25 protein-coding genes and 1 pseudogene are annotated in these 24,438 nt (G+C 41.0%); 13 read left to right on the top strand and 13 right to left on the bottom strand.

The window, feature by feature from the left end; all coding sequences use genetic code 11:
- Positions 1 to 833 precede the first annotated feature (833 nt).
- From V7K38_RS23290 to trmFO, 5 genes are all read left to right on the top strand, one after another.
- A complete protein-coding gene (locus V7K38_RS23290) occupies positions 834 to 1,940 on the top strand; it encodes a ligand-binding sensor domain-containing protein (RefSeq protein WP_334861108.1) in 1,107 nt (368 codons plus the stop codon).
- A gap of 94 nt (positions 1,941 to 2,034) precedes the next feature.
- Complete coding sequence (gene panB / locus V7K38_RS23285) at positions 2,035 to 2,805, top strand: 3-methyl-2-oxobutanoate hydroxymethyltransferase (RefSeq protein WP_334861106.1); 771 nt, start codon at positions 2,035 to 2,037, stop codon at positions 2,803 to 2,805.
- Between the two features lie 130 nt (positions 2,806 to 2,935).
- Entirely contained in the window at positions 2,936 to 3,748 is an 813-nt protein-coding gene (locus V7K38_RS23280; RefSeq protein ID WP_334861104.1) for an Rpn family recombination-promoting nuclease/putative transposase, read from the top strand.
- Positions 3,729 to 4,025, top strand: a complete 297-nt coding sequence (locus V7K38_RS23275) for a hypothetical protein (RefSeq protein ID WP_334861102.1) — start codon at positions 3,729 to 3,731, stop codon at positions 4,023 to 4,025. The genes V7K38_RS23280 and V7K38_RS23275 overlap by 20 nt, the downstream gene beginning before the upstream one ends.
- A 107-nt stretch (positions 4,026 to 4,132) precedes the next feature.
- Positions 4,133 to 5,449, top strand: a complete 1,317-nt coding sequence (gene trmFO / locus V7K38_RS23270; protein ID WP_334861100.1) for an FADH(2)-oxidizing methylenetetrahydrofolate--tRNA-(uracil(54)-C(5))-methyltransferase TrmFO — start codon at positions 4,133 to 4,135, stop codon at positions 5,447 to 5,449.
- Between the two features lie 70 nt (positions 5,450 to 5,519).
- Here the strand turns inward: trmFO and V7K38_RS23265 are convergent, their stop codons facing one another.
- Positions 5,520 to 6,164, bottom strand: coding sequence for a ferritin-like domain-containing protein (locus tag V7K38_RS23265; RefSeq protein ID WP_334861098.1), 645 nt, complete (start codon positions 6,162 to 6,164; stop codon positions 5,520 to 5,522).
- Between the two features lie 978 nt (positions 6,165 to 7,142).
- Here V7K38_RS23265 and V7K38_RS23260 point away from each other — a divergent pair.
- Positions 7,143 to 7,544, top strand: a complete 402-nt coding sequence (locus V7K38_RS23260) for a fasciclin domain-containing protein (protein ID WP_334861096.1) — start codon at positions 7,143 to 7,145, stop codon at positions 7,542 to 7,544.
- A 201-nt stretch (positions 7,545 to 7,745) separates the two neighbouring features.
- Positions 7,746 to 8,081 (top strand): hypothetical protein, encoded by a 336-nt coding sequence (locus V7K38_RS23255; RefSeq protein ID WP_334861094.1) that lies wholly within the window; start codon positions 7,746 to 7,748, stop codon positions 8,079 to 8,081.
- On the opposite strand, the pseudogene V7K38_RS23250 reads toward V7K38_RS23255, so the two are convergent.
- The 7 genes and pseudogenes from V7K38_RS23250 to V7K38_RS23220 all read right to left on the bottom strand — a co-directional run bounded on the left by V7K38_RS23250 (position 8,059) and on the right by V7K38_RS23220 (position 14,990).
- A pseudogene (locus tag V7K38_RS23250) lies at positions 8,059 to 8,628 on the bottom strand (GNAT family N-acetyltransferase). The gene V7K38_RS23255 and the pseudogene V7K38_RS23250 overlap by 23 nt on opposite strands.
- On the bottom strand, positions 8,625 to 9,980 hold the full coding sequence (locus tag V7K38_RS23245) for a UDP-N-acetylmuramoyl-tripeptide--D-alanyl-D-alanine ligase (RefSeq protein WP_334861092.1): 1,356 nt from the start codon (positions 9,978 to 9,980) through the stop codon (positions 8,625 to 8,627). Before V7K38_RS23245 ends, V7K38_RS23250 begins: the two are co-directional and overlap by 4 nt.
- A 353-nt stretch (positions 9,981 to 10,333) precedes the next feature.
- Positions 10,334 to 10,780 (bottom strand): tellurite resistance TerB family protein, encoded by a 447-nt coding sequence (locus V7K38_RS23240; RefSeq protein ID WP_334861089.1) that lies wholly within the window; start codon positions 10,778 to 10,780, stop codon positions 10,334 to 10,336.
- 177 nt (positions 10,781 to 10,957) lie between these two features.
- Entirely contained in the window at positions 10,958 to 11,095 is a 138-nt protein-coding gene (locus tag V7K38_RS23235; RefSeq protein WP_292746374.1) for a hypothetical protein, read from the bottom strand.
- A 569-nt stretch (positions 11,096 to 11,664) separates the two neighbouring features.
- The gene (locus tag V7K38_RS23230; RefSeq protein ID WP_334861083.1) at positions 11,665 to 12,585 is read right to left on the bottom strand and encodes a histone deacetylase family protein; all 921 of its coding nucleotides are present in this window, start codon (positions 12,583 to 12,585) and stop codon (positions 11,665 to 11,667) included.
- A 528-nt stretch (positions 12,586 to 13,113) separates the two neighbouring features.
- Complete coding sequence (locus V7K38_RS23225) at positions 13,114 to 13,947, bottom strand: metallophosphoesterase (protein WP_334861081.1); 834 nt, start codon at positions 13,945 to 13,947, stop codon at positions 13,114 to 13,116.
- 212 nt (positions 13,948 to 14,159) lie between these two features.
- Positions 14,160 to 14,990, bottom strand: a complete 831-nt coding sequence (locus tag V7K38_RS23220; RefSeq protein ID WP_334861079.1) for a metallophosphoesterase — start codon at positions 14,988 to 14,990, stop codon at positions 14,160 to 14,162.
- A gap of 401 nt (positions 14,991 to 15,391) precedes the next feature.
- Here V7K38_RS23220 and V7K38_RS23215 point away from each other — a divergent pair, with 401 nt between their 5' ends.
- Positions 15,392 to 16,555, top strand: coding sequence for a nucleotide-binding protein (locus V7K38_RS23215; protein ID WP_334861077.1), 1,164 nt, complete (start codon positions 15,392 to 15,394; stop codon positions 16,553 to 16,555).
- A gap of 181 nt (positions 16,556 to 16,736) precedes the next feature.
- Here the strand turns inward: V7K38_RS23215 and V7K38_RS23210 are convergent, their stop codons facing one another.
- Positions 16,737 to 17,009: a GlsB/YeaQ/YmgE family stress response membrane protein gene (locus V7K38_RS23210; protein ID WP_334831663.1), complete on the bottom strand. Its 273-nt coding sequence runs from the start codon at positions 17,007 to 17,009 to the stop codon at positions 16,737 to 16,739.
- Between the two features lie 413 nt (positions 17,010 to 17,422).
- Here V7K38_RS23210 and V7K38_RS23205 point away from each other — a divergent pair, with 413 nt between their 5' ends.
- The 4 genes from V7K38_RS23205 (at position 17,423) to V7K38_RS23190 (ending at position 20,485) form a co-directional block, all read left to right on the top strand.
- Positions 17,423 to 18,055: a bifunctional 4-hydroxy-2-oxoglutarate aldolase/2-dehydro-3-deoxy-phosphogluconate aldolase gene (locus V7K38_RS23205; RefSeq protein WP_334861075.1), complete on the top strand. Its 633-nt coding sequence runs from the start codon at positions 17,423 to 17,425 to the stop codon at positions 18,053 to 18,055.
- A 113-nt stretch (positions 18,056 to 18,168) separates the two neighbouring features.
- Positions 18,169 to 18,684, top strand: coding sequence for a L,D-transpeptidase (locus V7K38_RS23200; protein ID WP_334861073.1), 516 nt, complete (start codon positions 18,169 to 18,171; stop codon positions 18,682 to 18,684).
- Between the two features lie 477 nt (positions 18,685 to 19,161).
- Positions 19,162 to 19,701, top strand: a complete 540-nt coding sequence (locus V7K38_RS23195; RefSeq protein WP_334861071.1) for a L,D-transpeptidase — start codon at positions 19,162 to 19,164, stop codon at positions 19,699 to 19,701.
- Between the two features lie 220 nt (positions 19,702 to 19,921).
- Complete coding sequence (locus V7K38_RS23190) at positions 19,922 to 20,485, top strand: Uma2 family endonuclease (RefSeq protein WP_334861069.1); 564 nt, start codon at positions 19,922 to 19,924, stop codon at positions 20,483 to 20,485.
- Between the two features lie 57 nt (positions 20,486 to 20,542).
- Here the strand turns inward: V7K38_RS23190 and V7K38_RS23185 are convergent, their stop codons facing one another.
- The 4 genes from V7K38_RS23185 to V7K38_RS23170 all read right to left on the bottom strand — a co-directional run bounded on the left by V7K38_RS23185 (position 20,543) and on the right by V7K38_RS23170 (position 23,469).
- Positions 20,543 to 20,944 (bottom strand): helix-turn-helix domain-containing protein, encoded by a 402-nt coding sequence (locus tag V7K38_RS23185; RefSeq protein WP_334861067.1) that lies wholly within the window; start codon positions 20,942 to 20,944, stop codon positions 20,543 to 20,545.
- A complete protein-coding gene (locus V7K38_RS23180; protein WP_334861065.1) occupies positions 20,928 to 21,227 on the bottom strand; it encodes a type II toxin-antitoxin system HigB family toxin in 300 nt (99 codons plus the stop codon). Before V7K38_RS23180 ends, V7K38_RS23185 begins: the two co-directional genes overlap by 17 nt.
- A 5-nt stretch (positions 21,228 to 21,232) precedes the next feature.
- On the bottom strand, positions 21,233 to 22,831 hold the full coding sequence (locus V7K38_RS23175) for an Hsp70 family protein (protein ID WP_334861063.1): 1,599 nt from the start codon (positions 22,829 to 22,831) through the stop codon (positions 21,233 to 21,235).
- Positions 22,832 to 23,112: 281 nt separating this feature from the next.
- Positions 23,113 to 23,469 carry a Rieske (2Fe-2S) protein gene (locus V7K38_RS23170; protein WP_334861061.1) on the bottom strand — a complete coding sequence of 119 codons (357 nt, stop codon included), beginning with the start codon at positions 23,467 to 23,469 and terminating at the stop codon, positions 23,113 to 23,115.
- 288 nt (positions 23,470 to 23,757) lie between these two features.
- On the opposite strand from V7K38_RS23170, the gene V7K38_RS23165 reads away from it, so the two are divergent.
- On the top strand, positions 23,758 to 24,363 hold the full coding sequence (locus tag V7K38_RS23165) for a vWA domain-containing protein (protein WP_334861059.1): 606 nt from the start codon (positions 23,758 to 23,760) through the stop codon (positions 24,361 to 24,363).
- Positions 24,364 to 24,438: the final 75 nt, after the last annotated feature.

Here is a 24,438-nt window from a genome sequence, read left to right as displayed (position 1 = left end):
CCCCCCACCTGGTTCTTTCCTCCCTTAAGTGAGAGGAAGATTCAGGAAAAATTTTTGTTAGGGGTTGTCTTTGGCAAAAGGTAGCAGTTTTTTTGCGGCGGACACTTTGGTAGCGGTGGTAGCGCTCGTCACCAGTGTTATCCTCTTCTAGGGGTACACGACCTAGCGCTTCTACTGTTTCCTCTTGTTACAAATCAAAATTATTTTTTACCTCTTCTTTGCACCCAACTAAACCTTCTCAATTTCACCAAAACTTCCGCTTTTCGCGGTTAGCATTTAGATAATTTCCCTACAAATGGAGGTATTCAGGGAATTGGGCTGGCTGGCACGCATTCCCGCCTCTACACTCCTTTTATCTTCTCCGTTGATGGAAAAGATACCATAAAAGAATTTACTTGACAGAGATTTAGCAGAGTGGTGAGCGAAAGATAAAAAATTGCACACCACGTAATTTGTAACTTGTTTCACAATATATCAAGAATTCGATAAGTTATTCTTTGAAAGTTTTTAACTTATCTATTTAATTTTGTTATTACATAAAGATTTAAACTTTTTGTTACAAATGCTTTACAAAGTGTCATTAATGGGAGATTGGGCATGGGGCATGGGGAGATCAGGAGAAGAGAGAGGAGAGAATTCCTGACTCAGTACTCCCGATGCCCTATCCTCAATACTTCACTTCTCTACAAGAGGCTGCGCCAACGGCTTCTCGTAGAGACGCTACGCGAACGCTCAGTATAAATTCTCAATGCCCAATTTCCAATTCCCAATGTTTAAAAAATCTCAGCTAGGGGAACACTGAAATTAACCCAAAGCCAGTTTAGGTAACGGCTATGGGTAATGTCTCTAAAGGAAATGTCACCGTGGTATTGTTTTGCAAGCGTACTAGTTTATTGATTACTTCTATGTTGCTGGGGTTGATAGCTGTGCCAGGTAAGGGATGGGCACAAAAAACTCCTGATATTAAATCATCTGATTTAACCCCCGCTTACCCACCTTCTGCACCGCCAAAGCGAGTAGAATCTTTGCCCGATGAGCGGAGAGTGCAAGAAAATTCACCAGAAACCGATTATCGTGTCGGTAACTTACTGGCAGATTTTACAGGCAATCTTTGGGTAGGTTCTTGGCGGGGATTATCACGAATTGATCCTAAAACTGGCAAGATTATTTCTCGCGTTAGCTTACCGAATGTTGCCATTGGTGCTTTAGCCCAAGACAAAGTAGGACGTGTGTGGGTGGGAAGTTATGGCGGACTAGTTCGAGTAGACCCTCGCACCAGCGAAATTACGGCGCAGAATTTATTTTTGCCTTCTAAACGGGTTTTGTCATTGTTACTTGACAAACGGGGTTATTTGTGGACTGGAACTGATAGTGGTTTAGCCCTAATTAGTCCCGACCAAGGTTTGATTATGACAACAGTAAAAAATCTGCCTGGTGTCAGCGCCAACACCCTAACTTTAGATGCTGAAGGTCAACTGTGGGTTGGTACTCTTGATGGATTGGTGCGGGTAAATACGGCTAGTGCTGGCATTATGAAGCGGATTGTCGATTTGCCAGGGACAACTGTCCAAGCTTTAGCTATCAGTCCAGAAGGATTAATTTGGGCGGGAATGCCGAATAATTTACTAGTTATTAACCCAAAAACTGGTGTCGTGTTACGGTCTGTAACTCGTTTGCGTGGGCGTGATGTGACAGCAATACGTTTTGCTAAAGATGGTAGTGTCTGGGTCGGGACTAGCAATGGTTTGTTACGATTAAATCCAAATACAGGCGCTGTGTTAGATGCAGAAGTTGCTGGACTTCCTTCTAGTCGGGTTCTTGCCCTTGTACCTGACATCAGCAATAAACTATGGATTGGCACTAGTGAAGGTCTAGCTTGGTTAATGCCTAAAACGGACAGTGCAAAAACCCATATTGCTTTCAGTCGCGCTGTTAAATAATTAGTCATTTGTCCTTTGTCTTCTGTCCTTAGCAAATGACTAATGACAAAGGACAAAAAATCCAAAATCCAAAATCCAAAATCTAAAATTGGCAATGGCAATCACTACCCAGCAATTAATTCAATGGAAACAACAGGGACGTTCAATTGTGGCATTGACCGCCTGGGATTATGCGATCGCTCAACTCATCGATGCAGCTGGTGTAGACTTAATCCTTGTGGGTGACTCTATGGCAGTAGTTTTAGGGTATGAAACAACACTGCCAATAACTTTAGATGAGATGATCTACCACGCCAAATCTGTGCGTCGTGGGGTGAAACGAGCATTAGTAGTTGTAGATTTACCATTTTTGACGTATCAAGAGAGTCTCCAGCAAGCAATGCACTCAGCTGGGCGGGTACTGAAAGAAACGGGCGCTCAAGCGGTAAAATTGGAAGGTGGTTATCCTGCGATCGCAGAAACTATTGCTCGTCTGGTTCAAGCTGGAATTCCAGTAATGGGTCATGTAGGTTTGACACCACAATCAGTACATCAACTGGGTTTGCGACAACAAGGGAAAACTCAAGAAGCTGGTGAGAGGATTTTACTTGAAGCGATCGCTCTTGAACAAGCAGGTGTATTTTCTCTAGTTTTAGAGCATATTCCCGCAGATTTGGCAATGCAGATTACACAAAAACTTACGATTCCGACAATTGGTATCGGTGCAGGAACCCACTGCGATGGACAAGTTTTAGTTACCTCTGATGTACTCGGACTTGCCGAAAAGCATCCACCATTTGCCAAGGTTTACACCAACTTGCGAGAGACGATTACCAAAGCTGTGCAAGATTATGCCGTGGAAGTGCGCGATCGCAAATTTCCCTAAGCATGGAATTTATTATCAAAAAATGCAAGAAGTTGCCGAATAGCTAGTTTCCATCGGGGATAATTTATGCAATCAGAGAGCAGCACATTATAAAATTGCTGAAGTTCAAAATTGTGCTACAACATCCCGAGTGAAAACTGACAGCATCTTTTATCGGTTATTTCAAGAATTCCCCAGTATCTTCTTTGAACTAATTGGCAATCCTCCTGAGACTGCAAATACTTATCAATTCTCTTCAGTTGAAATCAAACAAACTGCCTTTAGAATAGATGGTGTATTTCTTCCCACTCAAGACGAAGCAGATCCGATTTATTTCGTTGAAGTTCAATTTCAACCAGACTCAGATATTTATTTGCGCCTAGTTTCAGAAACATTTCTCTATTTGCGCCAAAATAAATCAAAAAATTCTTGGCGGGGAGTGGTGATTTATCCCAGAAGAAATATAGATACTGGTGAACGACAAGATTGCCACGAATTCTTCAACAGCGAACGTATTAGTATAATTTACTTGGACGAACTAGGCGAAGCTGCATCACTACCAATAGGTATTGCTACCATCAAATTAGTAATTGAAAATGAAGATACAACTATTACTACCGCAAGAGAACTAATTAACCGTACAAAACAAGCGGTAAATTTGCAACTGCCACAAAAACAATTACTAGAATTAATAGAGACAATCCTAGTTTATAAATTGCCTAACATAAGTCGAGAGGAGATAGAGGCGATGTTTGGATTAAGTGAGTTGAAGCAAACACGGGTTTATCAAGAAGCTAAACAAGAAGGTAAACAAGAAGGTCGTTTTGAGGCAAAGTTAGAAGCTGTACCTAAACTGCTAGCACTAGGTTTAATTGCAGTTTTACCAGCGTTACGGTGTAGAAGAATATTATATTTACGATCCAGAAAAAAACGATTTAAATGGCTTGCTCCTTTCTGGGGATAGTTTTGAAGTTATCGAAGAGATGAATGGCTGGGTAAGTCCGCGTTTGGGAATCCGTTTTCAACTAACATCAGATACGCTGGAAATTTTTTCCCCTTCTGGGCAAAAGTTTTTGAGTCCTGTAGAAATTGACCAATTGCGGAAACAAGAGCGCCAACGTGCAGAACAGGAACGCCAAGCAAAGGAAGCGGCTTTAGAAGAATTAGAAAAAGAGCGCGATCGCTATCAAGAATTGCTAGCTAAACTCAAAACAAAAGGAATTGATACAGATATTTTATAATCGCTGATGTTCTATTTATAGAAGTAATCATAAGTTTATCTCTTTTATTTATTTTTACTTCTACGATCTGATAAATACTTATAATATTAGGAACTAAAAATTGAACTATGGAACAACAACCGATACAAGTAATTGGAGGTGGACTAGCTGGAACTGAAGCAGCTTGGCAAATAGCCCAAGCTGGAGTGCCGGTAATTCTCCATGAAATGCGTCCAAAACGCTTCAGCCCTGCTCATCATACAGAACATTTGGCAGAATTAGTGTGTAGTAATTCCTTTGGAGCAATGGCAAGCGATCGCGCGGCGGGTTTATTGCACGAAGAATTACGTCAACTTGGTTCTATCGTCATTTCCAAAGCTGATGAACACGCCGTACCTGCGGGTGGGGCGCTAGCGGTCGATAGGGGACAATTTGGCCAAGACTTGACTCAAACTTTAGCCAGCCATCCTTTAATTGAATTTCGTCGGGGTGAAGTATCTGCCATTCCCGAAGGAATTGTGGTTTTGGCAACTGGGCCTTTAACGAGTCCCGACTTAGCCGAAGATTTGCAGCGCTTTACGGGGATGGAATACCTCAGCTTTTTCGATGCAGCTAGTCCGATTATTGTGGGAGAATCGATTAATCGGGATGTTGCTTTTATGGCATCACGTTATGACAAAGGTGAAGCCGCTTATCTCAACTGCCCAATGAATAAAGAGCAGTATTTGCACTTTCGGGAAGAACTTTGCAAAGCGGAACAAACAGAACTCAAAGGTTTTGAACGGGAAACGGCGAAATTTTTTGAAGCCTGTTTACCTATTGAAGAATTAGCACAGCGCGGGGAAGATACCATGCGCTACGGCCCCCTAAAGCCAGTGGGATTGTCAGATACTCGCACAGAGGAACGTCCTTACGCTGTGGTGCAGTTGCGACAAGAAGACAAAGCCGGTCAACTGTGGAATATGGTAGGATTTCAAACTAATCTGCGTTGGGGTGAGCAAAAGCGGATATTTCAGCTAATTCCTAGTTTAGAAAAGGCGGAGTTTGTCCGCCTGGGAGTGATGCACCGGAATACTTTTATTAATGCTCCTCAGCTAATGCATCCAACTCTGCAATTTAAAGAACGTCCGACATTGTTAGCTGCTGGACAGTTGATTGGTACTGAAGGCTACACTGCTGCGGCTGCGGGTGGCTGCTTGGCGGGAATTAATGCAGCACGGCTAGCTTTGGGTAAAGAAACTTTGGTTTTACCACCAACAACCATGATGGGTGCGTTATTGGAATTTATTAGTTCTGCTTCGCCGAAGCATTTCCAACCAATGCCGCCCAATTTTGGGATTTTTCCTGATTTAGGAATGAAAATCAAAAGTAAACCGGAGCGTTATGGACGTTACCGCGATCGCTCTTTAACCGATCTAGCAAACTGGAAAGGCGATCGTAATTAATCGGTATTGGGCATAAGAGGCAGAGGGGCAAAAGGGAAAGATTTACTGCAATTTCCCCTCTGCTCCCCATCTATACTTTCAACACCCAGGCTTCACGATTTTCAATGCTAAGAAAAGGCGCTGGTACAATTTCGACATTTACTCCAAGGGCTTTGAAAGTAGCACGAATAGCCGCAGCATGAGCAGTTTCAGTAGAGCCGATACTCGCCCCGATAGTAATCAATTTTGGAGTTTTCAACTTAGCAATTTCTTGGCTATAGGCGATCGCAGCATCAGTCTCCAAAGCTAAAGCCAGCTTGGCAATATTCACATCGCTATCCAAGTTTCCCTCACCCTTTTTGATGTATGATGAAAGATCATAGCTAGATTGTGCTTTTACTGGAGTTCCACCCAAACTGGTGATAGTAGCTGCTAGAGCATCCCGATGGTTTTTATGATCGGCTTGGTTGCGGAGCGCTAAAGCCAAAACAGTTTTACCAACCTCACTACTAGTTAGCTTGCCAGCAGCAGCGCCATAAGCCCAAATCGCCTGATGTTCGTAATAAAGAGCATGGTTCAGAACTTTTGCATCGTTTCGCCCAGAAGTTGTTGTCCGAGCCTCAGCTTTTTGGGCAATCATCGGCAAACCCAATGCAGTCGCCATACCACCGACTGCCCCACTCACTATTAGCGCACGGCGAGAGGAATTTTTGTTTAAAAGGCTTTGATAGTCCATGAGTTAGTGTCTCCTAAAAATATTACTGTTTGTTGATGCGGATATGAAAATCACAGAGTACCCAGGGCTTGAATAACCCCGGCTGCAAGTACTGCCTTTGGATGAAAAGAATTTTTCCCAACAAATAGTTCTCGTGTGTTTTGACTAGATGTTCACTTTCCAAGTCAATAACTGCTCAGTTGTAACTCATTTTCGTAATGGTGTCATCAGCTACACTAGAATGGGATAAATACTATTTTGTTATTTTGTATGAAACTTACTGTAGGCAAGGATTTAGTAAGATTATTCGCTTCACATTGAATAACAAGGAAAGGCAAACTTTTATTATTTATACTACCCAAATTTACTTAGTACTGCTGATGAAGAGATAGAAAACAGTTAGAGTTAGAAGCTCAGTTTCCTTGATAGAGGGCTAGCAAAGGCGTGTTTGTCAAACATCCGTACTTGACTTGCGAAGTGATGAGTTTTATCCTAGACTACTTCGTATAGTCAATTTTTATGCTGGGCGGTAAGGCTTCATCTGGTTAGGATAATCGAGCATTGTTTGAATGCAGCGATCGCTAATAATCCCCTGCTGCCACTTCATGGATCAGGTGTTTAACCAAATAGGAATTTTTATATAAACATCATAAGAGGATGTTTGAAAAGTCGTATTATCGGTATAAAAAGTTCTAGATCCCTCTAAATCCACGCCACATGCTCCACTTGGGGAGACCCCAAGTGGAGCAGTGGCTCCCCTTATAAAGGGGGACTTCGATTCCGGTTCCCCCCTTAAAAAGGGGGGTTAGGGGGGATCTAAAAGTGCCTAAAATCACAGTGAAATACTTGTTCAAACAACCTCTAAGGTGATGTCTGACTATGAAGTATGCGTCTACGTCAAGTTTATTCAACGCCTGATTTTAAATTTATTTTGTTTAATAAAACTTCAAATAGGTTTATCATCCTTTAAAATCTTTTGCAGAAATTTAGGTAAAATATATGTCTGATATTGTCGATATTGCTGTTACATCTGAATCTTTCAAAACACTAGTAGCGGCTGTACAAGCTGCTGGTTTAGTAGAAACATTAAAAAGTCCTGGCCCCTTTACTGTCTTTGCACCAAATGACGATGCTTTTGCCAAGTTACCACCGGGAACTATCCAAACTTTGTTACAGAATATTCCCCAGCTAACGCGGATTTTAAAGTATCATGTCGTTCCAGGTAAGCTGCTACAGGCTGATTTAGCAGAACTCGGCACGGTTAATTCTGTAGAAGGTTCACCTATAAAAATTCATTCTTCAGATGGTTTTGAAGTTAAAAATGCCACAGTTTTAGCAGCAGATATCGAAGCTGATAATGGCGTAGTACACGTTATCGATACCGTGATTTTACCCGGTTAATTCAGCCAGGGTGGATGTTTTCCACCCTACTTATCCAAAATCTTTATAATTAACTAACTATTGAGTAGTATCAAAACGCGACTCAATATTTTAATTTATGTTATGTTTGCAATGTGAGTACTCACTCATCTGTTAATGTAAATTTAGTTATTTTAAAATAAATTAAATTCTTAAAAAGCTAACATCTATCCCACAAAATTAATGCTCGATTTTAACACCTTAGTAGAGTTTTCTCGTGGCAACTGCATAGGTATTTGTGCGTTTCTCGTACCAGCAAATTTACTTGTCACAATTTTAACAATTGGTCTGGTAGCCTTGCGTCGCCCATCGGATCAAGTGTGGCAATCTGCTGGAATTGCTAGCTTTTTCGCTTCTATAATGATATTGCACGTATACACTTGGTTCATGATTGGCGTGGTGATGGCTCCTACTTACATCTTGCTGTGGTTAGCAATCACGTGTTTGGTGACTAATTTGGCAGCAATTCTTTTTCAAAGACGTTACAGTAACAGCCCTACTTTTTCCAACAACGTCTGAAATCTAGACTTCTCCATTCATGCTCAAGGATGGCATATAGCCAAGAATCTCGCCATTCTCCCTTTATCCAATGGTGTTTTCGCAAATATCCTTCCTGCTGCATTCCGATTTTTTGCAAAACTCGCACTGAAGCAATGTTTTCTGGGTGACAAGTTGCAAAGATGCGATGTAAGCCTGACTCCTTAAAACCAAATGATACAAACGCTTTTACAGCTTCTGTTGCATATCCGTATCCCCAATATTTCTTAGTAAAACAGTATCCAATAGAGCCTGTTTTATTATCAGCATTCTTAACGGATATGCGACAGATACCAATTAATTGTTTTTGGGCTTTTAAAGTCACTGGTAAGGCAAAATGTTGACGGGGTTCTTCTCCTTGCAATTAAATCTCCCTTTGCAAAAAGTTTTTGGTATCCTCTTTGCTATTAAGGCCAAAAGTCAAATAACGCACAACTTCACGATCGCTAGCATATTGATGAACTGTTGGCCAATCTGATTCTACAAAGTCTCGCAATATGAGACGTTCGGTTTCTAGCGGTAGATTCATTTAGGAAATTCTGCACGTAACTGATTGACAACCCGATCTAGCCCCACAGAATGGGCGGCTTTGAACAATAAACGATCGCCTGTTTGCACAAATGTCTTTAACCTAGCCACCAAATCGGTATGAGTTGCAAAGCACTCTGATGGGATACCTTCGGCACTTTGAGCGATCGCTTCGGCATCTTCTCCATCTACCAAAACCAACAAACCGTCTAAATTCAACTTTCGTACTGTTTCTCCCACTCGCTGGTGCAACTGCTGCGATCGCTCCCCTAATTCTTTCATCGCACCCAATACGGCAATCTTCCGCTTTCCGGGTGTATCTGCCAATAATTGCAACGCTGCCATCATAGCTTCTGGTGCAGCATTATAAGTTTCATCTAAGATTACCACATCATTAGCTAAGTTAAATCGCTGCGATCTTCCTGTGGGCATATCCACCATCACACCTGCTTTGAGGCTTGCCCAATCGATCCCCAACACCTTTGCTACTGCTAAAGCTGCCAAAAAATTAGTCGCATTGTGACGACCGGCTAAAGGTAAAGGCAGTTGGATTCCTGCAACTTCCACCCTTTCGTTATCAATTAACTGTCCTTGAATATCTCCACCAGAAAAGCCGTAAGTTAAAACTTCTCCGTGCCACACTTTCGCTGCCGTGGCCATTAATAAAGGATTGTCGTGGTTGAGAATTGCCACACTATCGGCAGACATTTCGACTAATAACTCACATTTTGCCTCAGCGATCGCTTCTTCCGAACCCAGTAATTCAATATGTGCCGTCCCCACATTGGTAATTACTCCAATTGTTGGACGCGCTATTTGGGTTAGTTCGGCAATTTGTCCCCTACCCCGCATCGCCATTTCAATCACGGCATAGTCATTTTCTGCACCAAGTTCTAGGAGAGTTTTCGGGACACCAATTTCGTTGTTGTAATTTCCATAAGTTTTGTGAACTCGTCCCTTTGTTCCTAAAACTGCGGCGATCAATTCTTTGGTTGTAGTTTTACCCACCGAACCAGTTACGCCAATTACAGGAATATTAAAGCGATCGCGCCACCATCTAGCAATTTGCTGATATGCCTTGAGGGTGTCTTTTACCTGTAATACCGGTAAACCGGGATTTTCGTATTCAAAATCTACAATTGCAGCTATTGCACCCTTTGCGATCGCAATTGGCACAAATTCATGTCCATCAAATTTATCGCCTCGCAAAGCTAAAAATACTTCACCCGGTTTTAGGCTACGGCTATCTGTTTGTATACCACTACTTACTTGTATTAAAGCAGTTTCAGATAAGTTTATCGGACTAGCCAAAAGAACTTCAACTAGTTGGGTTAGGGTAGCAGAACAATGCATAAGTAATTTACAATTTAAATTTCTGACATAATACTGCATTGAACAACAAAATTTCATGATTTATGCACTAAAAACCTGAAAATTAAAACCCAACTTTTTAAGCGCTTAGTGGATATTTTGCGCGTAATCCCAATTTGAAAAATAATTGCGACAGATAGAATCACAGAATCCTTAACACAAATAATTCTCAATCTAAAATACTATAAGTCCTAAATTTGCGACTTCTCGAAAAAGTTACCAATCAAAGCCTAGTTATAACAACACTAAAAATAGTGCCAAAGAAGCTTAACTCCTTTGGCATGATTTCTTTATAAGCTATTTGTATAGTTTAATTAAGCATATATTTTATCGCCCTATGCCTGATTTTTAATTAAGATTACTTGCAGAATTTGCATTGCCTTCTCACTAGAAATGCCTAAAGCTTGATATAGATCGTTTAAGAAGTTTTTTTCTTCTTCAGTTATGATACCTTCAGCTAAGACGAAATCAGTGGCTACTGCAAAGGCAGCTTCCCGCAAATCTTGAGATAGAGAATCTTTTGCTGCATCGAATAAGGCATTAAAACCATCTCCCTGGAGAATGCCTAAGATTTTGTCAAACAGTCTATGAATCATCTCATGGGGATAACCTTGAAAAAGTTTCATCCCAGACAGCACAAGAGTGATATAATTTTCCTGCTCAACACAAAGATAACCGTCTGACGCTGTTGCCATCAAAACAATGACAGCAAACGCTTCTGCTGGATTGAGTGCCGCTTGGGTTTGGTTTTCTGTACCCAAAACAGCGTCGAGTAGACTCATTATAGTGACTCCTTGGTTAGAGTCTCAATAGCGTTACTGTTACCTGTGTGTTTGGTAAATTTACAGGTAAGACTGTAACGTTATGAAACTTTCATGCTTTAGTATTCCCAGGATTTCTCAACAGCGAACACCTGCACCCAATGGTTTTTGGCAAAAACTATAATGCCATTTGTAAACTCAGCGTTCTCCTGTCTTTTCTATTGTTTCAATTACCGCCAAACCTATACCAGAAGCTGCTATTAACAATACTACTGATATCAAATAGGCGTTAGTTAGCATCCTTAGGGCTTCATCGAAAAAAATGTAGGTGGTCATTGCTTCACCTTTTGAATTTTGTGCTGCTAGTGCTTTTTATTTCTCCACACCCAGATAGGTGAATTTCGCTGAGAAACTACTAGCAATTGCATCTTAACAAAACTTTAGCTCTTTCAGAACACTGTTCAAAATTTTTATTTCTGAAGATTCGATGAACTTGATAAAAAATGTCATTGGACATTTGGTAGAGTGGAAAGACTTATGCAACTTTCCCTCTGCTCACTAAATATTTGCCTCTTCTATTTCTATTTTTATCCAGTAATGATAAATATAGTCAAGTATCTAAGACTAGCCCTTTCAAGGTGACTCATAAAATCTCTGCTTTCCTCTCTGTGTTGCGCCAGTTGCTTCTCCTGTCGGAGACGCTGCGCGAACAAGTCGGGGAACCGCCAGTGCGTTGCGGGGGTTTCCCCCGTTGTAGCACCTGGCGCAACACAGAGAAAAGAGTAATTATTGTCCAAAAATTTTACCCACCTTGAAAGGGCTAGTCCTAGTATCGATACAAGTCTAAAGAAAAATAAAAAACAAGGGCATAAACAATGATTAAACCTGTTTTTGAGTTTCAATTGTTAAAGTAAACAGCGCTCAATGGTTCCTACAACTGATTGAGAAAGAGTGTGAAAATCGTAACCACCTTCTAAGCCAAACAGAATTTTCCGAGTTAGTCCTAAACAATAATCAGTAAATAAAGCGTAGTCTTCTGGCTGTAAATTGATACTTGCTAAAGGATCTGCGGCATTGCCATCATAACCAGCACTCACAATCAGCAAATCCGCCTGAAAGTTAGCTAAAAACGGTACTACCTGTTTTTCAAAAAGTGGCTGATATTCGGCAATATCGCTACCAGGGCGTACTGGTAAATTTAATACATTATTATGAAAGCCGCGTTCTGTTGCTCTCCCAGTACCGGGGTAGCATGGATATTGATGTAGGGAACAGTAGGCGATGCGTGCTTCACTTTCAACGATCGCTTGTGTACCATTACCGTGATGTACATCCCAATCGAGGATGGCGACACGATTAATTCCGGGTTGTTCGAGGGCAAAGAAAGCGGCGATCGCAGCATTAGAAAATAGACAAAAGCCCATCCCAGCATCACTTTCTGCATGGTGCCCTGGGGGACGTGCTAGTACAAAAGCTGGATTAGCCGACTCTAATACAGCCTCAACACCGTCCAACCATGCACTGACTGCTAGCAATGCCACATCATAACTACGCGGGGAAACTGGCGTATCTCCATCCAAAGGGCCGCCGCCACTAGAAGCGATTTGCCAAATTTTTTTGATGTAGGCTGGGCTATGGGCTTTAACCAACATAGACATCAGCGCTGGCTGTTCTGATGTTGGTGTGGGCGATCGCCAATCAATTTTATCTGCAAATGTAGCTGCTTTTAGGGCAGTAGCGATCGCACTTAAACGTTCTGGTTTTTCGGGATGGTATTTTCCAGTCTTGTGATCTAAAAATTCGTCGGAATAGATGACTGGCAGCATAGGACGAAAAAAGTTGGCAGCAAGACAATGAATTTTATTGTATCGTCACTGGCACAAAGAGTTTTCCCTTCTACTAGAACACCAGGTCGAAAAAGTTTAAGTTTCGTAAAGATGGATTGAACTGAATAAACATGATGCTAGATTAAGAGCAAGGTACAAATAGGTTAAAAGTTAACAAAAACTTTCATATTAGAGCCTGTGCCTTCTGCTCTAATAATATTGCGATCGCTCTTTTAATTGTGGCATCCATTCAATGAATTTTGCCTTTAGTTCAATGAGTTGTTTTGGAGGTTTTAAGACGCACAGCCAGAAAATGCCTGCCTAGTTAGAATGTTGGGATGTGCAATTCTGAGTAGAGCGATTGCGAATACTATCCACCTTAGTTGAGTTACTTACTTCTGAATTCTCCAATCTTCAATAAACCGCCTCAAGCTGCTGATATTTATCCATCGTAGCTTCTGGCGGTTTCTGCTTTGAGTGTCATTTGTCATTTATTTAGACCAATGACCAATGACCAATGACTAATAACTAATGACCAATTAAGGTAATTACAGTCACTTCTGGCGGGCAAAATAAACGTCCTGGCTTATAAGTTCCTAAACCCCGGTTGACATATAGTTGATTTTCTTGCACCTTGTGAAACCCTTGCGCCCACTCCCAATATCGCACAACTTTAGAACAGTCTCCTAGAAAAAATGTTACCCAACGCCGTAATTTTTTGGGAATTTGTTTGAGTAACTTTTTATAATAGAAAACTACAGGGCCAATGCCAGGAATTACAATGTGGCCGCCGTGGGTATGACCAGATAATTGCAAATCTACGCGCCATTGTTGTAGTATCTTCGCTGTATCTGGGTTATGGGATAAAACAATGCGGGGTGTAACAGAATCTAGTTGATTCATGACTGGTGCAGGGTAAAATTCCTGTGACCAATAATCAGCTAGTCCTACCAATGGTAATTCTTTTCCGAATGGATAGGCGATTTCATTCCAAAGTACATGCACCCCAATGCTAGTTAACGCCTGTGTAACTTCTGCTTTTGAATGGCTGTAATAGATATCGTGATTACCCAGTACAGCGTAGATACCACAGCGACTTTGCAGATGTTTGAGTCGATGCACCAATTGGTGAATCGGTGTCGGATCGTCAGTTACGTAGTCACCAGTTAATAGAATTAAATCCGGTTCAGCTTCGTTAGTAAGTGCGATCGCTTTTTCTAACATCTCTTCCGACAACCGCAAACCATCGTAGTGAAAATCTGACAACTGCACTAGCGTTGTACCTTGTAAAGATGCTGGAAGTTCTGCAATCTTAACCGTGATTTTATCTACTCTTAAATGTCCTGTAAACAACCAATGCATAAGGCAAGCAATACTCCTCATACCAGCGCTTACAGCTTACCAAAAATAAAAATGTAACTTGTTAAAGTGCAATAATTTATGTCATAAGCTCCAAAAAAATTAATTAGCTTAAATCCTAAAGATAAACAAAGAAGACTTTGCTTTAGTTTGCAGGTACTCGTTAGCCAGAATACCTGCTGTGATTCAGTTTTTTATTTTTAAATTTGAATCACTTACTCACTTTGTAGCGTAATTATAGTAACTTCTGGACGGCAAAATAACCGTCCGGGGAGATAAGTTCCCAAACCACGATTGACATACATCTGATTTTTTCCGATCCGATGAAAACCCTGTGCCCATTCCCAATGCTTGACTACAGAAACATTTACTTCCAAAAATGGCACTCGACGGCGCACTGCTAAGGGTATGTTTTTTGCAATCTTGCTGTAAATCAACGCCGCCGGGCCAAGTCCAGGAATCACGATTTGACCACCGTGAGTATGACCAGATAATTGTAAATCAACTCGCCATGCTTGCAGCGTCTCCGCAGTATCTGGGTTGTGGGATAATACAATACAGGGTGTGTCGGGGTTTAGTTGATTCATGACTGGTAAAGGATTGAATTCCCGTGACCAACTATCCGCCAGTCCAACGAGTGGCAATTCTTTTCCTAGTGGGTAGGCAATTTCGTTCCAAAGGACGTGGATGCCAATGCTAGTAAGGGCATCTGTAATTTCTGATTTTGCATTTTTGTAATGTATATCATGATTGCCAAGAGCCGCATAGATACCACTGCGACTTTGCAAATGTTTGAGTCGAAGTATCAGTTGATGAATCGGTGTCGGATCGTCAGTTACGTAGTCGCCAGTTAATAAAATTAAATCTGGTTTAGCTTCGTTAGTAACTGCGATCGCTTTTTCTAGCATTTCTTCCGACAGCCGCAAACCATCGTAGTGAAAATCTGATAACTGCACCAGCTTCTTACCTTGTAACGATACAGGTAAACCTGCAATGTTAACCGTCAATTTTTCTGTACTCAACGGCCCAGATAACAACCAATGCATAAGACGTTCAATAAATCTATATGATAGCGCTTACAGCTTAACCAAACATCGTTGCTTTGTATGTAGCTACTAGGGCAACTTTTTTAAAATTTCATGAAAGCTCTATATCGTAGCGTATTTATACTCACTTAAATCAGAGGCAGCTTTGTTGTTATTTTATTTCAGAGTATGTTGCATTTCTTTGATACACGGGAAGATATAGCAGTCCTAAATCACTCGTGAAAGTTAGATCCCCGACTTCTTTGAGAAGTCGGGGATCTGGACACTGCGAATTTTCAGAAATCAGATAGGATTGCTATAGTGATTGATGTTACTAAATTAACTATACGGACAGGATTTATTTTGGTAGATTATACTGTATTAGATACTACCGGATCGAACAAAAACACTTAAAACTGTTTATGTCATCACTATTAGAGCCACAATTCATCCAGAGTTTTCCCGAATTTGAGCAGCACGTAGCAAAACTGATCCATAAAGCAGGTTGGACAGTTGAAACTGCAAAAACCAATCAACCTGGCTACGATTTAGTGGTCAAAAAAGGAAACCTAGTTGGTGTTATTCAGGTTAAATGGCTAAAAGGTAATGTAACAGCGCCCCAGCTTTTAAAGTTTGCTGACTTTTTAGATTCTGATGAAGGCAAAAAATTTAATTTTGGTTGGTTCATAACTACAAAAGGATTTGGCGGCCCAGCATTGGCATTAATCAGAACCTGGGGTAAAGATACTAAAGTTCGCTGTGGGATTGCCCATGAAAATAAACTGGTTGCGATTGATGGCGGTTCTGTGATTGCTAACGGAGATAATCAGGATACTACTGAAGACACGCCAAAAAAAGTTTATTTTGGAGTTTTTACCTGTAAAGGTGGAGTAGGTAAAACAACGGTAGCAGGGCATTTAGCAGGAGCATTAGCACTGCAAGGATTTAATGTGGCACTTGTGGACTTAGATCCAGAACAAAATCTGCACAAATTAGTAGGTGATGGTGTTTTTGTTCCTAATCCTAAAGGTGTAGGTACAACTATTCAAGTATTTGATGGAGATGATTGGAATGAAGATGCTGCCCGTGACTGTCAAATAGTAATTTGTGATTGCTCACCAGCACTAGAACGTAATCCTAAAAATCTAGTTCAGCGATTAGATTATTGTATTATCCCAACAACTTTTAATCCACTAGGGATAAGCAAACATGGTAAAGTTATTCAAGAAACTGTTAGAGAGATACGCGAAATAAATAATTTAGCTCATTTATTTGTGTTAGTTAACAATTTTAAAGACCCTGGAATTAAACGTTTAAGACTTCTGAAAGAAGTTTATAATAATGCTTATAAAGAAATTAGTAAAATAGATAACAAGTTTCATTGTATAGATCCAGAAGAAGTTTGTATTCGCGCTAGCGACCTCCTTTATTACTGGGGTATACATATCCTTGAAAACCCAGAAAATCCTGCAAGTAGATTAGCTTTTGATTTGGTTGGCGGAAGATGTTACCCGCGTGAAGATTTTATCAACTTAGCAGATTATATTGAAAGAGAAGCTGGTATAGGAATTCTTAGAGCTAATTAAGACTTGTAATAAAATGTACACTTAACGATGGCACACTACACTATTAAAACCCCACCCATTTTTATAAATAATAAAAAAAATAGCGCCACCTTAATAAAAGGCAAACGCTATTTTTTATTTAATTCACTATAGTTAAAACAATTTCCTAAATATCCTTCAGTCATTATCCGCGATTTTGCTTTTATACAGCACTGCGGTTGGTTATTAAGTTCCACAAGAAAACTGCAACAATTGCACCAAGGACTGCTACTGCAATACCTGGAATGCTGAGACTCGGTGCTGCTAGACTTAATGTTCCTGTACTAAAAAATACTCCTAAGCTACCGCCAACAAAAGCACCGATGATTCCTAATACGATAGTTCCTAGGATTCCGCCGCCTTGATGACCGGGGTAGATAGCCTTAGCGATCGCACCAGCAATTAGACCTAAAACAATCCAAGCAAGAATATTCATTGTTATTAATTGGGTAAACGTTTTTCACTCACAACTACATATTACCAATCTTAATCTTTTAATTCCATCTACCATCAGAATTAATCATTAATATCCATGAGGAATAGTTTAATTGCAACTAGGTTTATTGATATTTACGATAATCAGTTAAAAAAAGCTCCTAGTAGGTCTTTAACTAGGAGCCTATCAAACTATTGCTTGGTAGTTGGAGTATATGTCTTTTTAATTAGCTCTCTCCTCTACTAGAAGAATTAAGCTGAGTTTTCAGAGACTGTCTCTAAAGTAATGTAAAACAAGTAAAATCAGCCGATGTCTACGATGGGCGTAGTTGCTGCAACTTTATTTTCACTATTCTCTAGTTCTCATTCCCTAGTCCTCAATCTCTTGTCCTCAATCCCTAATTCCCAGTTAAAATGCCTAATGAAATTTGGTTATCACAGTTGCAAAGACATAGAGCGATCGCAGTTATCCGCGCTTCTAAAATTGAAGTGGGGCATCAAATGGCAATAGCTGTAGCATCTGGGGGAATGCAGATCGTTGAGATTACCTGGAATAGCGATCGCGCTGGGGAACTAATCAGTCAACTACGCTCACAATTACCAGCCTGTACTATTGGTACTGGTACGCTATTCAATGTGGAACAGCTACAAGAAGCGATCGCATCTGGGGCGCAATTCCTCTTTACACCCCATGTTGACTCAGCAATGATTCAAGCAGCACAAGAAAAAAATGTACCCATTATCCCAGGAGCTATGACTCCTACAGAAATTGTTACCGCTTGGAGTCAGGGCGCTAGTTGTGTAAAAGTGTTTCCCGTACAAGCAGTGGGAGGGGCTGATTATATCAAAAGTTTGCAAGGGCCGCTAAGTCAGATTCCCTTAATTCCTACTGGCGGCGTGACTCTAGAAAATGCCAAAGAATTTTTGCAAGCTGGAGCGATCGCTGTCGGTTTGAGCGGTGAATTATTTCCCAAAAAGCTTGTCACAGAAGGAAATTGGCAAGCGATCGCATCTAGGGCAAAAAAACTCATGCAACAGTTAGGTTAAATTAGAATCAAATCATCAAAAATCAACGTCTATTAAAGTAATGGATAAGGAAATAAAAGTGAAACCTGATAAGTTTCTCAATACCTGATGATTTGAGTGTGAGTGTATCTAAAATGAACAGACTTATTTATTCTGAATGGGTGCGTCGCTTAAAAATACTCCTTACTGGTACAGCACTGTCTTTAAGTGTTTTTACTACTACTGGAACAAGTGAAGTTTGGGCGAATTCCAAAGAGCAAGTGATTGCACAAACAATCCAGACATTACAACAATCAGATCAGCGTTGGATTCAAATTGATCTTTCAAAGCAACGCTTAATAGCTTGGGAAGGTGACAGAGTGGTTTATGGAAGTGCAATTTCCTCTGGTAAAAAGGCCACTCCCACTCTTGTTGGTACTTTTAAAATTCAATCTAAGTTCAAAACTACGCGGATGCGCGGAGAAGACTACAACGTTGACAAGGTTCCTTATGTGATGTATTACCAAGGTAACTATGGTATTCACGGTGCTTTCTGGCATAAAAGATTTGGTACTCCAGTCAGCCACGGCTGTGTGAATCTCTCACCTAAACATGCAAAATGGCTATTCGAGTGGGCATCCATAGGAACACCAGTAGTCATCCAGAAATAGTAGGTGGAGCAACCATAAGGCAAATTAGATAAAATCATTAATAACAAGAAATCAAGACAATTGAGTGACTCCCAGCAATATTTTATGCTGGGAATCTTCGGAGTCGGAATTAATAGATTTGAAATAAAATATATAAGAGGGTATTTATCCCAAGTTTGGATTTTAGATTTGGGATTGAGGATGAAAAGTCTTTTCCTAATTTGATATTATCCGCTTTGCCCCAAATAAATAAGCGTAAATCCTGACAATTCCTGTGTGAAACTACAAATGCAAATATTAATTAGGGAAAAATTTGCATTGACGCATTTAAATTACAGATTTTTTTGTAAAGGTTGTTCTTAGTCATTAAAGAATGACAAATAACCAATGACTAATTAGATGCGGATTAGTTTAGGACTTGTTTTGAAAAGTATTAGCGGATGAATTGCGTAAATCCTTCACTTCATGATTTTTGCGTACTTTAGAAGGTCAGGCATAATGCAATTCTGGATTCGCAGTGGTGGGATTCGTTCTTCAAAAACTTTTTGTACAAGCGTGGCGTTGGTGGTAGTGACTTTATTTTCGTGGTCAGCACCGTTAGCAGGCGATCGCCATTCTACTACAGCGATCGCTGCGTCAGTCGATGAAAATGGCATCACTCAATCTAATCTCAGGCAAACATCCCAACCTCGCTGGATTGAAATTGACCTGTCAGAGCAACGCTTACGTGCATGGGAAGGTAAAAAACTTGTTTATTCATACCGCATTTCTGGAGGGAAGCGATCGACTCCCACACCCATAGGTAGATTTCGGATTAATTCTAAGTATCGCACTCACCGAATGCGAGGCAAGGGCTACAATATTCCTGATGTTCCTTACACAATGTATTTTTACGAAGGCTATGCCATCCACGGTGCTTACTGGCATAATCGTTTTGGCACTCCAGTTAGCCACGGTTGCGTGAATTTACCTGTTAAGCAAGCACACAATGTTTACAACTGGGCTAGCTATGGAACTTTAGTAGTGATACATAAATAATTCGTAATAGAGCCTCCGGCACGCTCCGCGTTAAGCGTTCGCGGAGCGTCTCGTAGAGAAGCCATGCCGCAGGCTTTACGTAATTAAGAATTATGGTGATGATGAATTAATCACTGCTCAATTCTTTCGTTGATCTATGGATAGGTGCTTTAACTCTGTGAATGCACCTGTCCCTAGATACTGCTAGACTAAAAACACATCTTCGAGGGATTCAGGAGTCATGAGCTACTCAACTACTCAACTACTTACCCTGGAAGAGTTTCTGAAGCTTCCAGAAACAAAGCCTGCGAGTGAATATGTTAACGGTAAGATTATTCCTAAGCCAATGCCGAAAGGGAGACACAGCCGCTTGCAAGGCAAACTTGGTGCTGTTGTTAATGAAGTTGCGGAGAATCAGAAGATTGCCTATGCGTTTCCCGAATTACGCTGTAGTTTTGGAGAACGCTCAATAGTACCAGATGTGGCTGTATTTCAGTGGGGACGCATACCGTTCACCGTTGATAATGAAGTACCTGATAATTTTGAACTTCCACCAGACTGGACGATTGAGATTCTTTCGCCAGAACAAAAACCCAACAAAGTAATTGGGAACATTCTCTACTGTTTAAAGTATGGTAGTCGTCTGGGATGGTTCCTCGATCCTGATGATCTGAGTATTTTGGTATTTCTACCAGAGCAACAGCCAGTGCTATTTCAGGGAGAAGATTTTTTGCCTGTATTACCAGAAATTGAACTTGCATTAACCGTCAATCAAGTTTTTGGATGGTTAAAGATGGGTGGCTAGAAATAACTCGGCTGGAATGAGAAGGATTGCGTAGGCGTAGCCCGTCGTAGACATAGCCTAATTCTCAAACAAACTACTATCAACGTGAAAAAAGTCACCTAATATCTTGGCCATCTCCTGGGTGATTTCTTGTTTTCCACTCATAACTTGAAAAACAACCTCTCTTGAACCGAGAACTATTACCAAGTCAGCTTCTTTAACGCTCTGAGCCTCGATTAGATGGAGCAGCATTGAGTGTGCGGTTGATTCTCCCATTGGATAATTTTTATCCTCATACTTTTCTATTAGAGCAATCAAGAGGTCTAATAATGCCGACTCTTCCAAAGTTCGGTTAACTTGATGAGACAGTTCCTCTGCTAGGGTAATAGCTTGCTCGTTTTCCTCATCTGTTTTTATAACCTTGGGTTGATATTGAGCAAGCAAACTAGCATAAGTTTCACGGTCAAAAGTAAGGGTCATTTTTCCATTTATCCTTATCGTATTCTGCTTGCGTAAAAATGTATTTAAGATAAATTATTTGGTCGCTGTAAACCAAATCAACTATCAGACGATATTTATTGCCTTTGATATTAAAAACAGTGAAATTCCCAACAGCTTCTGCTTCAGGATAAACGGCTTGCACTTCGGTAAGATTATTCCATGTACTTTTATTGGCAGCTTTGTACCAGTTGTTAAGCGCATCACAAGAGTCAGCATATTTTTGGCAAAATTTGCGCAGCTTTTTACGACTGATAATGTGCATTGTATCTAACTCAATTGTGCCACGAGTTGATTTTCCAAAAGCGTGTCATTGGTTAACAAGTCTTCAACGGTAATTCGTAAAAAGCGTTGCTCATCAACTTGAAAGAGAATTTTGATGCGATCGCTTCCAGGATATCCGGCTGGTGTCAGTTGGGCAATTGTCCTCGCACCTTCTTGATCGTTGAGAGGTTTAACGGTGGTTTCGTTACCATCTAGACGACGGGTAATTAAGCGATCGCCATCAAAATAAACTTCGGTACTACCCGTATCTGCTCCCAATTCTCCCATAATTAATTCAATACTGGGCTGATTTTCTAAAGAAGCACCTAAGACTAATTCTACTGGCTGACTCATCGGGTATGCTTGTCCCGCTTTAATCAGAGAATGCCATTTGTGACGCTGGTTGCGGCGATCCCAGTAGCGGATACCATAACTATGGTATAGAAAGTCTTTGATTTGCACGCCTTGAGCTAGCTGTAATGCACCTTGAGCGATCGCTTCAAAGGGACGTTCGCAACGAATTTTTTCTGGCTCAAAATACTGTTTTATCCATGTCTGCACTGCTGGTAATTGCACTGTCCCACCAACTAACAAAACTGCATTAATATCTGCAAGTTCTATCCCTTGGCGTTTTGCTTGCTGCAACAGTGTCGTCATTGACTCATCCAATAACTCAAAAAATGCGTGTTCTTTGAGGATATTTTCAAAAGTATCGCGGTTTAATTCTAATTCATAGCTTTCAAATGTCTCATCATCAAAATAAACTTCACTAGCTTGGTTTTGGCTTGATAGCTGAATTTTCACCCGTTCTGCTAATCGTGTTGTCAAGGGACTCACTGCCAGTTCTTGAGTTTTGGCAAAGTAATCTACCAACCAATTATCAATATCAGTGCCACCCAAATTTTGCCCAGCTTTCGCCAACACACGGGCAGTTTTGACTTTTTGTTTTGAATCTTCAGCCAAAGACTTATTACCCCACTTAAGGAGAAATCCCAAGGGCTTTGTGGTTGCTTGCACGCTTTGATCCAACCGCACAAGGGACAAATCTAAAGTACCGCCGCCGAAGTCAATCACCAAGAGATTTTCTCGATCTGCTAAACCATAACCCAAGGCGGCGGCTGTGGGTTCATCCAGCATCCGCACTTGTTCAACGGGGAGGGCTTGACAAACTTTTCCCAACCAGTGACGATAGGCTTCAAAACTGTCTACGGGTACGGTTAACACGAGAGAATCTAACCCACCTTGCAGGGGTGCTAGTTCTTCAATCACCTGGGTGAGGAACCATTGCCCTACTTGCTCAAAGGTGATAATTTTGCCATCGAGTTCGGGTAAGAAACCTTGGATATCTGCACCAATACCCCGCTTGAAGCTGCGGAAAAATCGCGTTTCGCCCTTGAGGTCAAGACCGCGATCGCGTACTTGTTGCCCTACTAAGACTTTATTTTGGCTTGCGTCTTCAACATAAACCAAGCTGGGAATCAGTGGCGGATTGAGACTTTGTTTAATTGATAAACCTGGTAGAGTCAGGGTTTCTGGCTGCTGGGTTACAGGGTTCCAACGAGCAATGACTGTGTTGCTAGTACCAAAATCGATTGCGATCGCCATATTTTATATTTATTATCTCGCACGAAGAGGCCAAAGCTGCTTTATTTTTGATTATTTAGGGCTTTTCTGACTAATGAGCCAGATACAACTATCTGATGAAGGTGTAATAAAATTCTTGAGATTTAATTGGGGCATTGAGAAGGCTATGGAAGCGGAGGTTGTTTTTTGTCAATCCTCCGTTTCCGATTTTTTCATTGTCACTCAAAAATGAATTGGCAAAATGCTGCAAAAAGTTTAGGTAACATTTTGTAGCCTACTGATAACTAAATCAACAGATGGTGCTATTCCTCTTGCACATCAACCCAGATACTACCTTTTTCCACACGAAGAGGAAACACTGGCAACGCCTTTGGTTGTGAAACCAATGAGAGTACTTTACCTACCCCAGGTGGCCAAGAACACCAGTCTTGTACCTCACCAGTTCGCAGGTCAAAAGCACTGTGATGGAAGGTACAAACAATTGCCCCATCTTTGATTTTGCCACTTTTCAGAGGTAATTTTAAGTGGGGACAGGTATTATCTACAGCATAAAGCTGATTTTCGTGATTCAAAAGTAGAATTTTCCGGTTGCCAACTTTCACCACTTCTCGCGTACCTGGGGAAAGCGCTTCAACTGCAAGAACTTTAGTCCAACTCATTAGGTTCTCCTCTCCTAATTGATCTGCTTTCAGTTTCTCGCAATTGTGACCAGTGCGATCGCCTTTGAATACTGGCGAAAAATCAGTAGATCGCAAATTTTTCCCGAAAGAGCGATGTCTATGACGGGCTTTGCCAACACTAGTGAAATATTAAAGCTATAAAATATTACATTAAATTCTATTTCGGTACTGAATAAAATGAATTTTGGGTAAACTAAAGAAAGTACTTCTTATCCCAGCATCATAAGGCTTGTAGCCTATAACAACCAATTTTGAGAAATATCAAAAATGATTAAGACAAGTTACGAATTTGACCAGGCTATTCTCCCCGCAGGATCTTCATTAAAGACTAATATTCTGCTACGTTTTCGTGCTGACATAGCTGAATCTCCCCGACGCAACCTTAACCTTTCTCTTGTAATTGACCGTTCCGGCTCAATGGCAGGCGCTTCTTTACATCATGCACTCAAAGCTGCTGAGTCTGTGGTAGATCAACTTGAGCCTGATGACATTCTCTCAGTAGTTGTTTACGACGATGAAGTGGACAGCGTTGTACCACCGCAAGCTGTGACTAACAAAGCCACACTAAAAAATTCAATCCGCAAAGTCAGAGCAGGCGGTATTACCAACTTATCGGGGGGATGGCTCAAAGGCTGCGAACACGTCAAAGCAGGACTAGATCCGCAAAAAATCAATCGTGTTCTTTTGCTTACCGATGGTCACGCCAATATGGGCATTCAAGACCCCAAGGTACTAACGGCGACATCAGCGCAAAAAGCAGAGGAAGGCATCACCACAACTACATTAGGTTTTGCTCAGGGTTTCAATGAAGACTTACTGATTGGGATGGCAAGGGCTGCTACGGGCAACTTCTACTTTATTGAACGTGTGTAAAACCCCGTCCCCTCGTGGGCGGGGATGTAAGCACGGTTAAATTAGGGGGTTCGATGCCCCCTAATTTAACACTAT

The organism is Nostoc sp. (assembly GCF_036917465.1).
In the GTDB taxonomy this organism is placed as follows: Bacteria; Cyanobacteriota; Cyanobacteriia; order Cyanobacteriales; family Nostocaceae; genus Nostoc.
The sequence above is the reverse complement of the archived record's forward strand: the minus strand, read 5'-3'. Positions and strand labels throughout refer to the sequence as shown.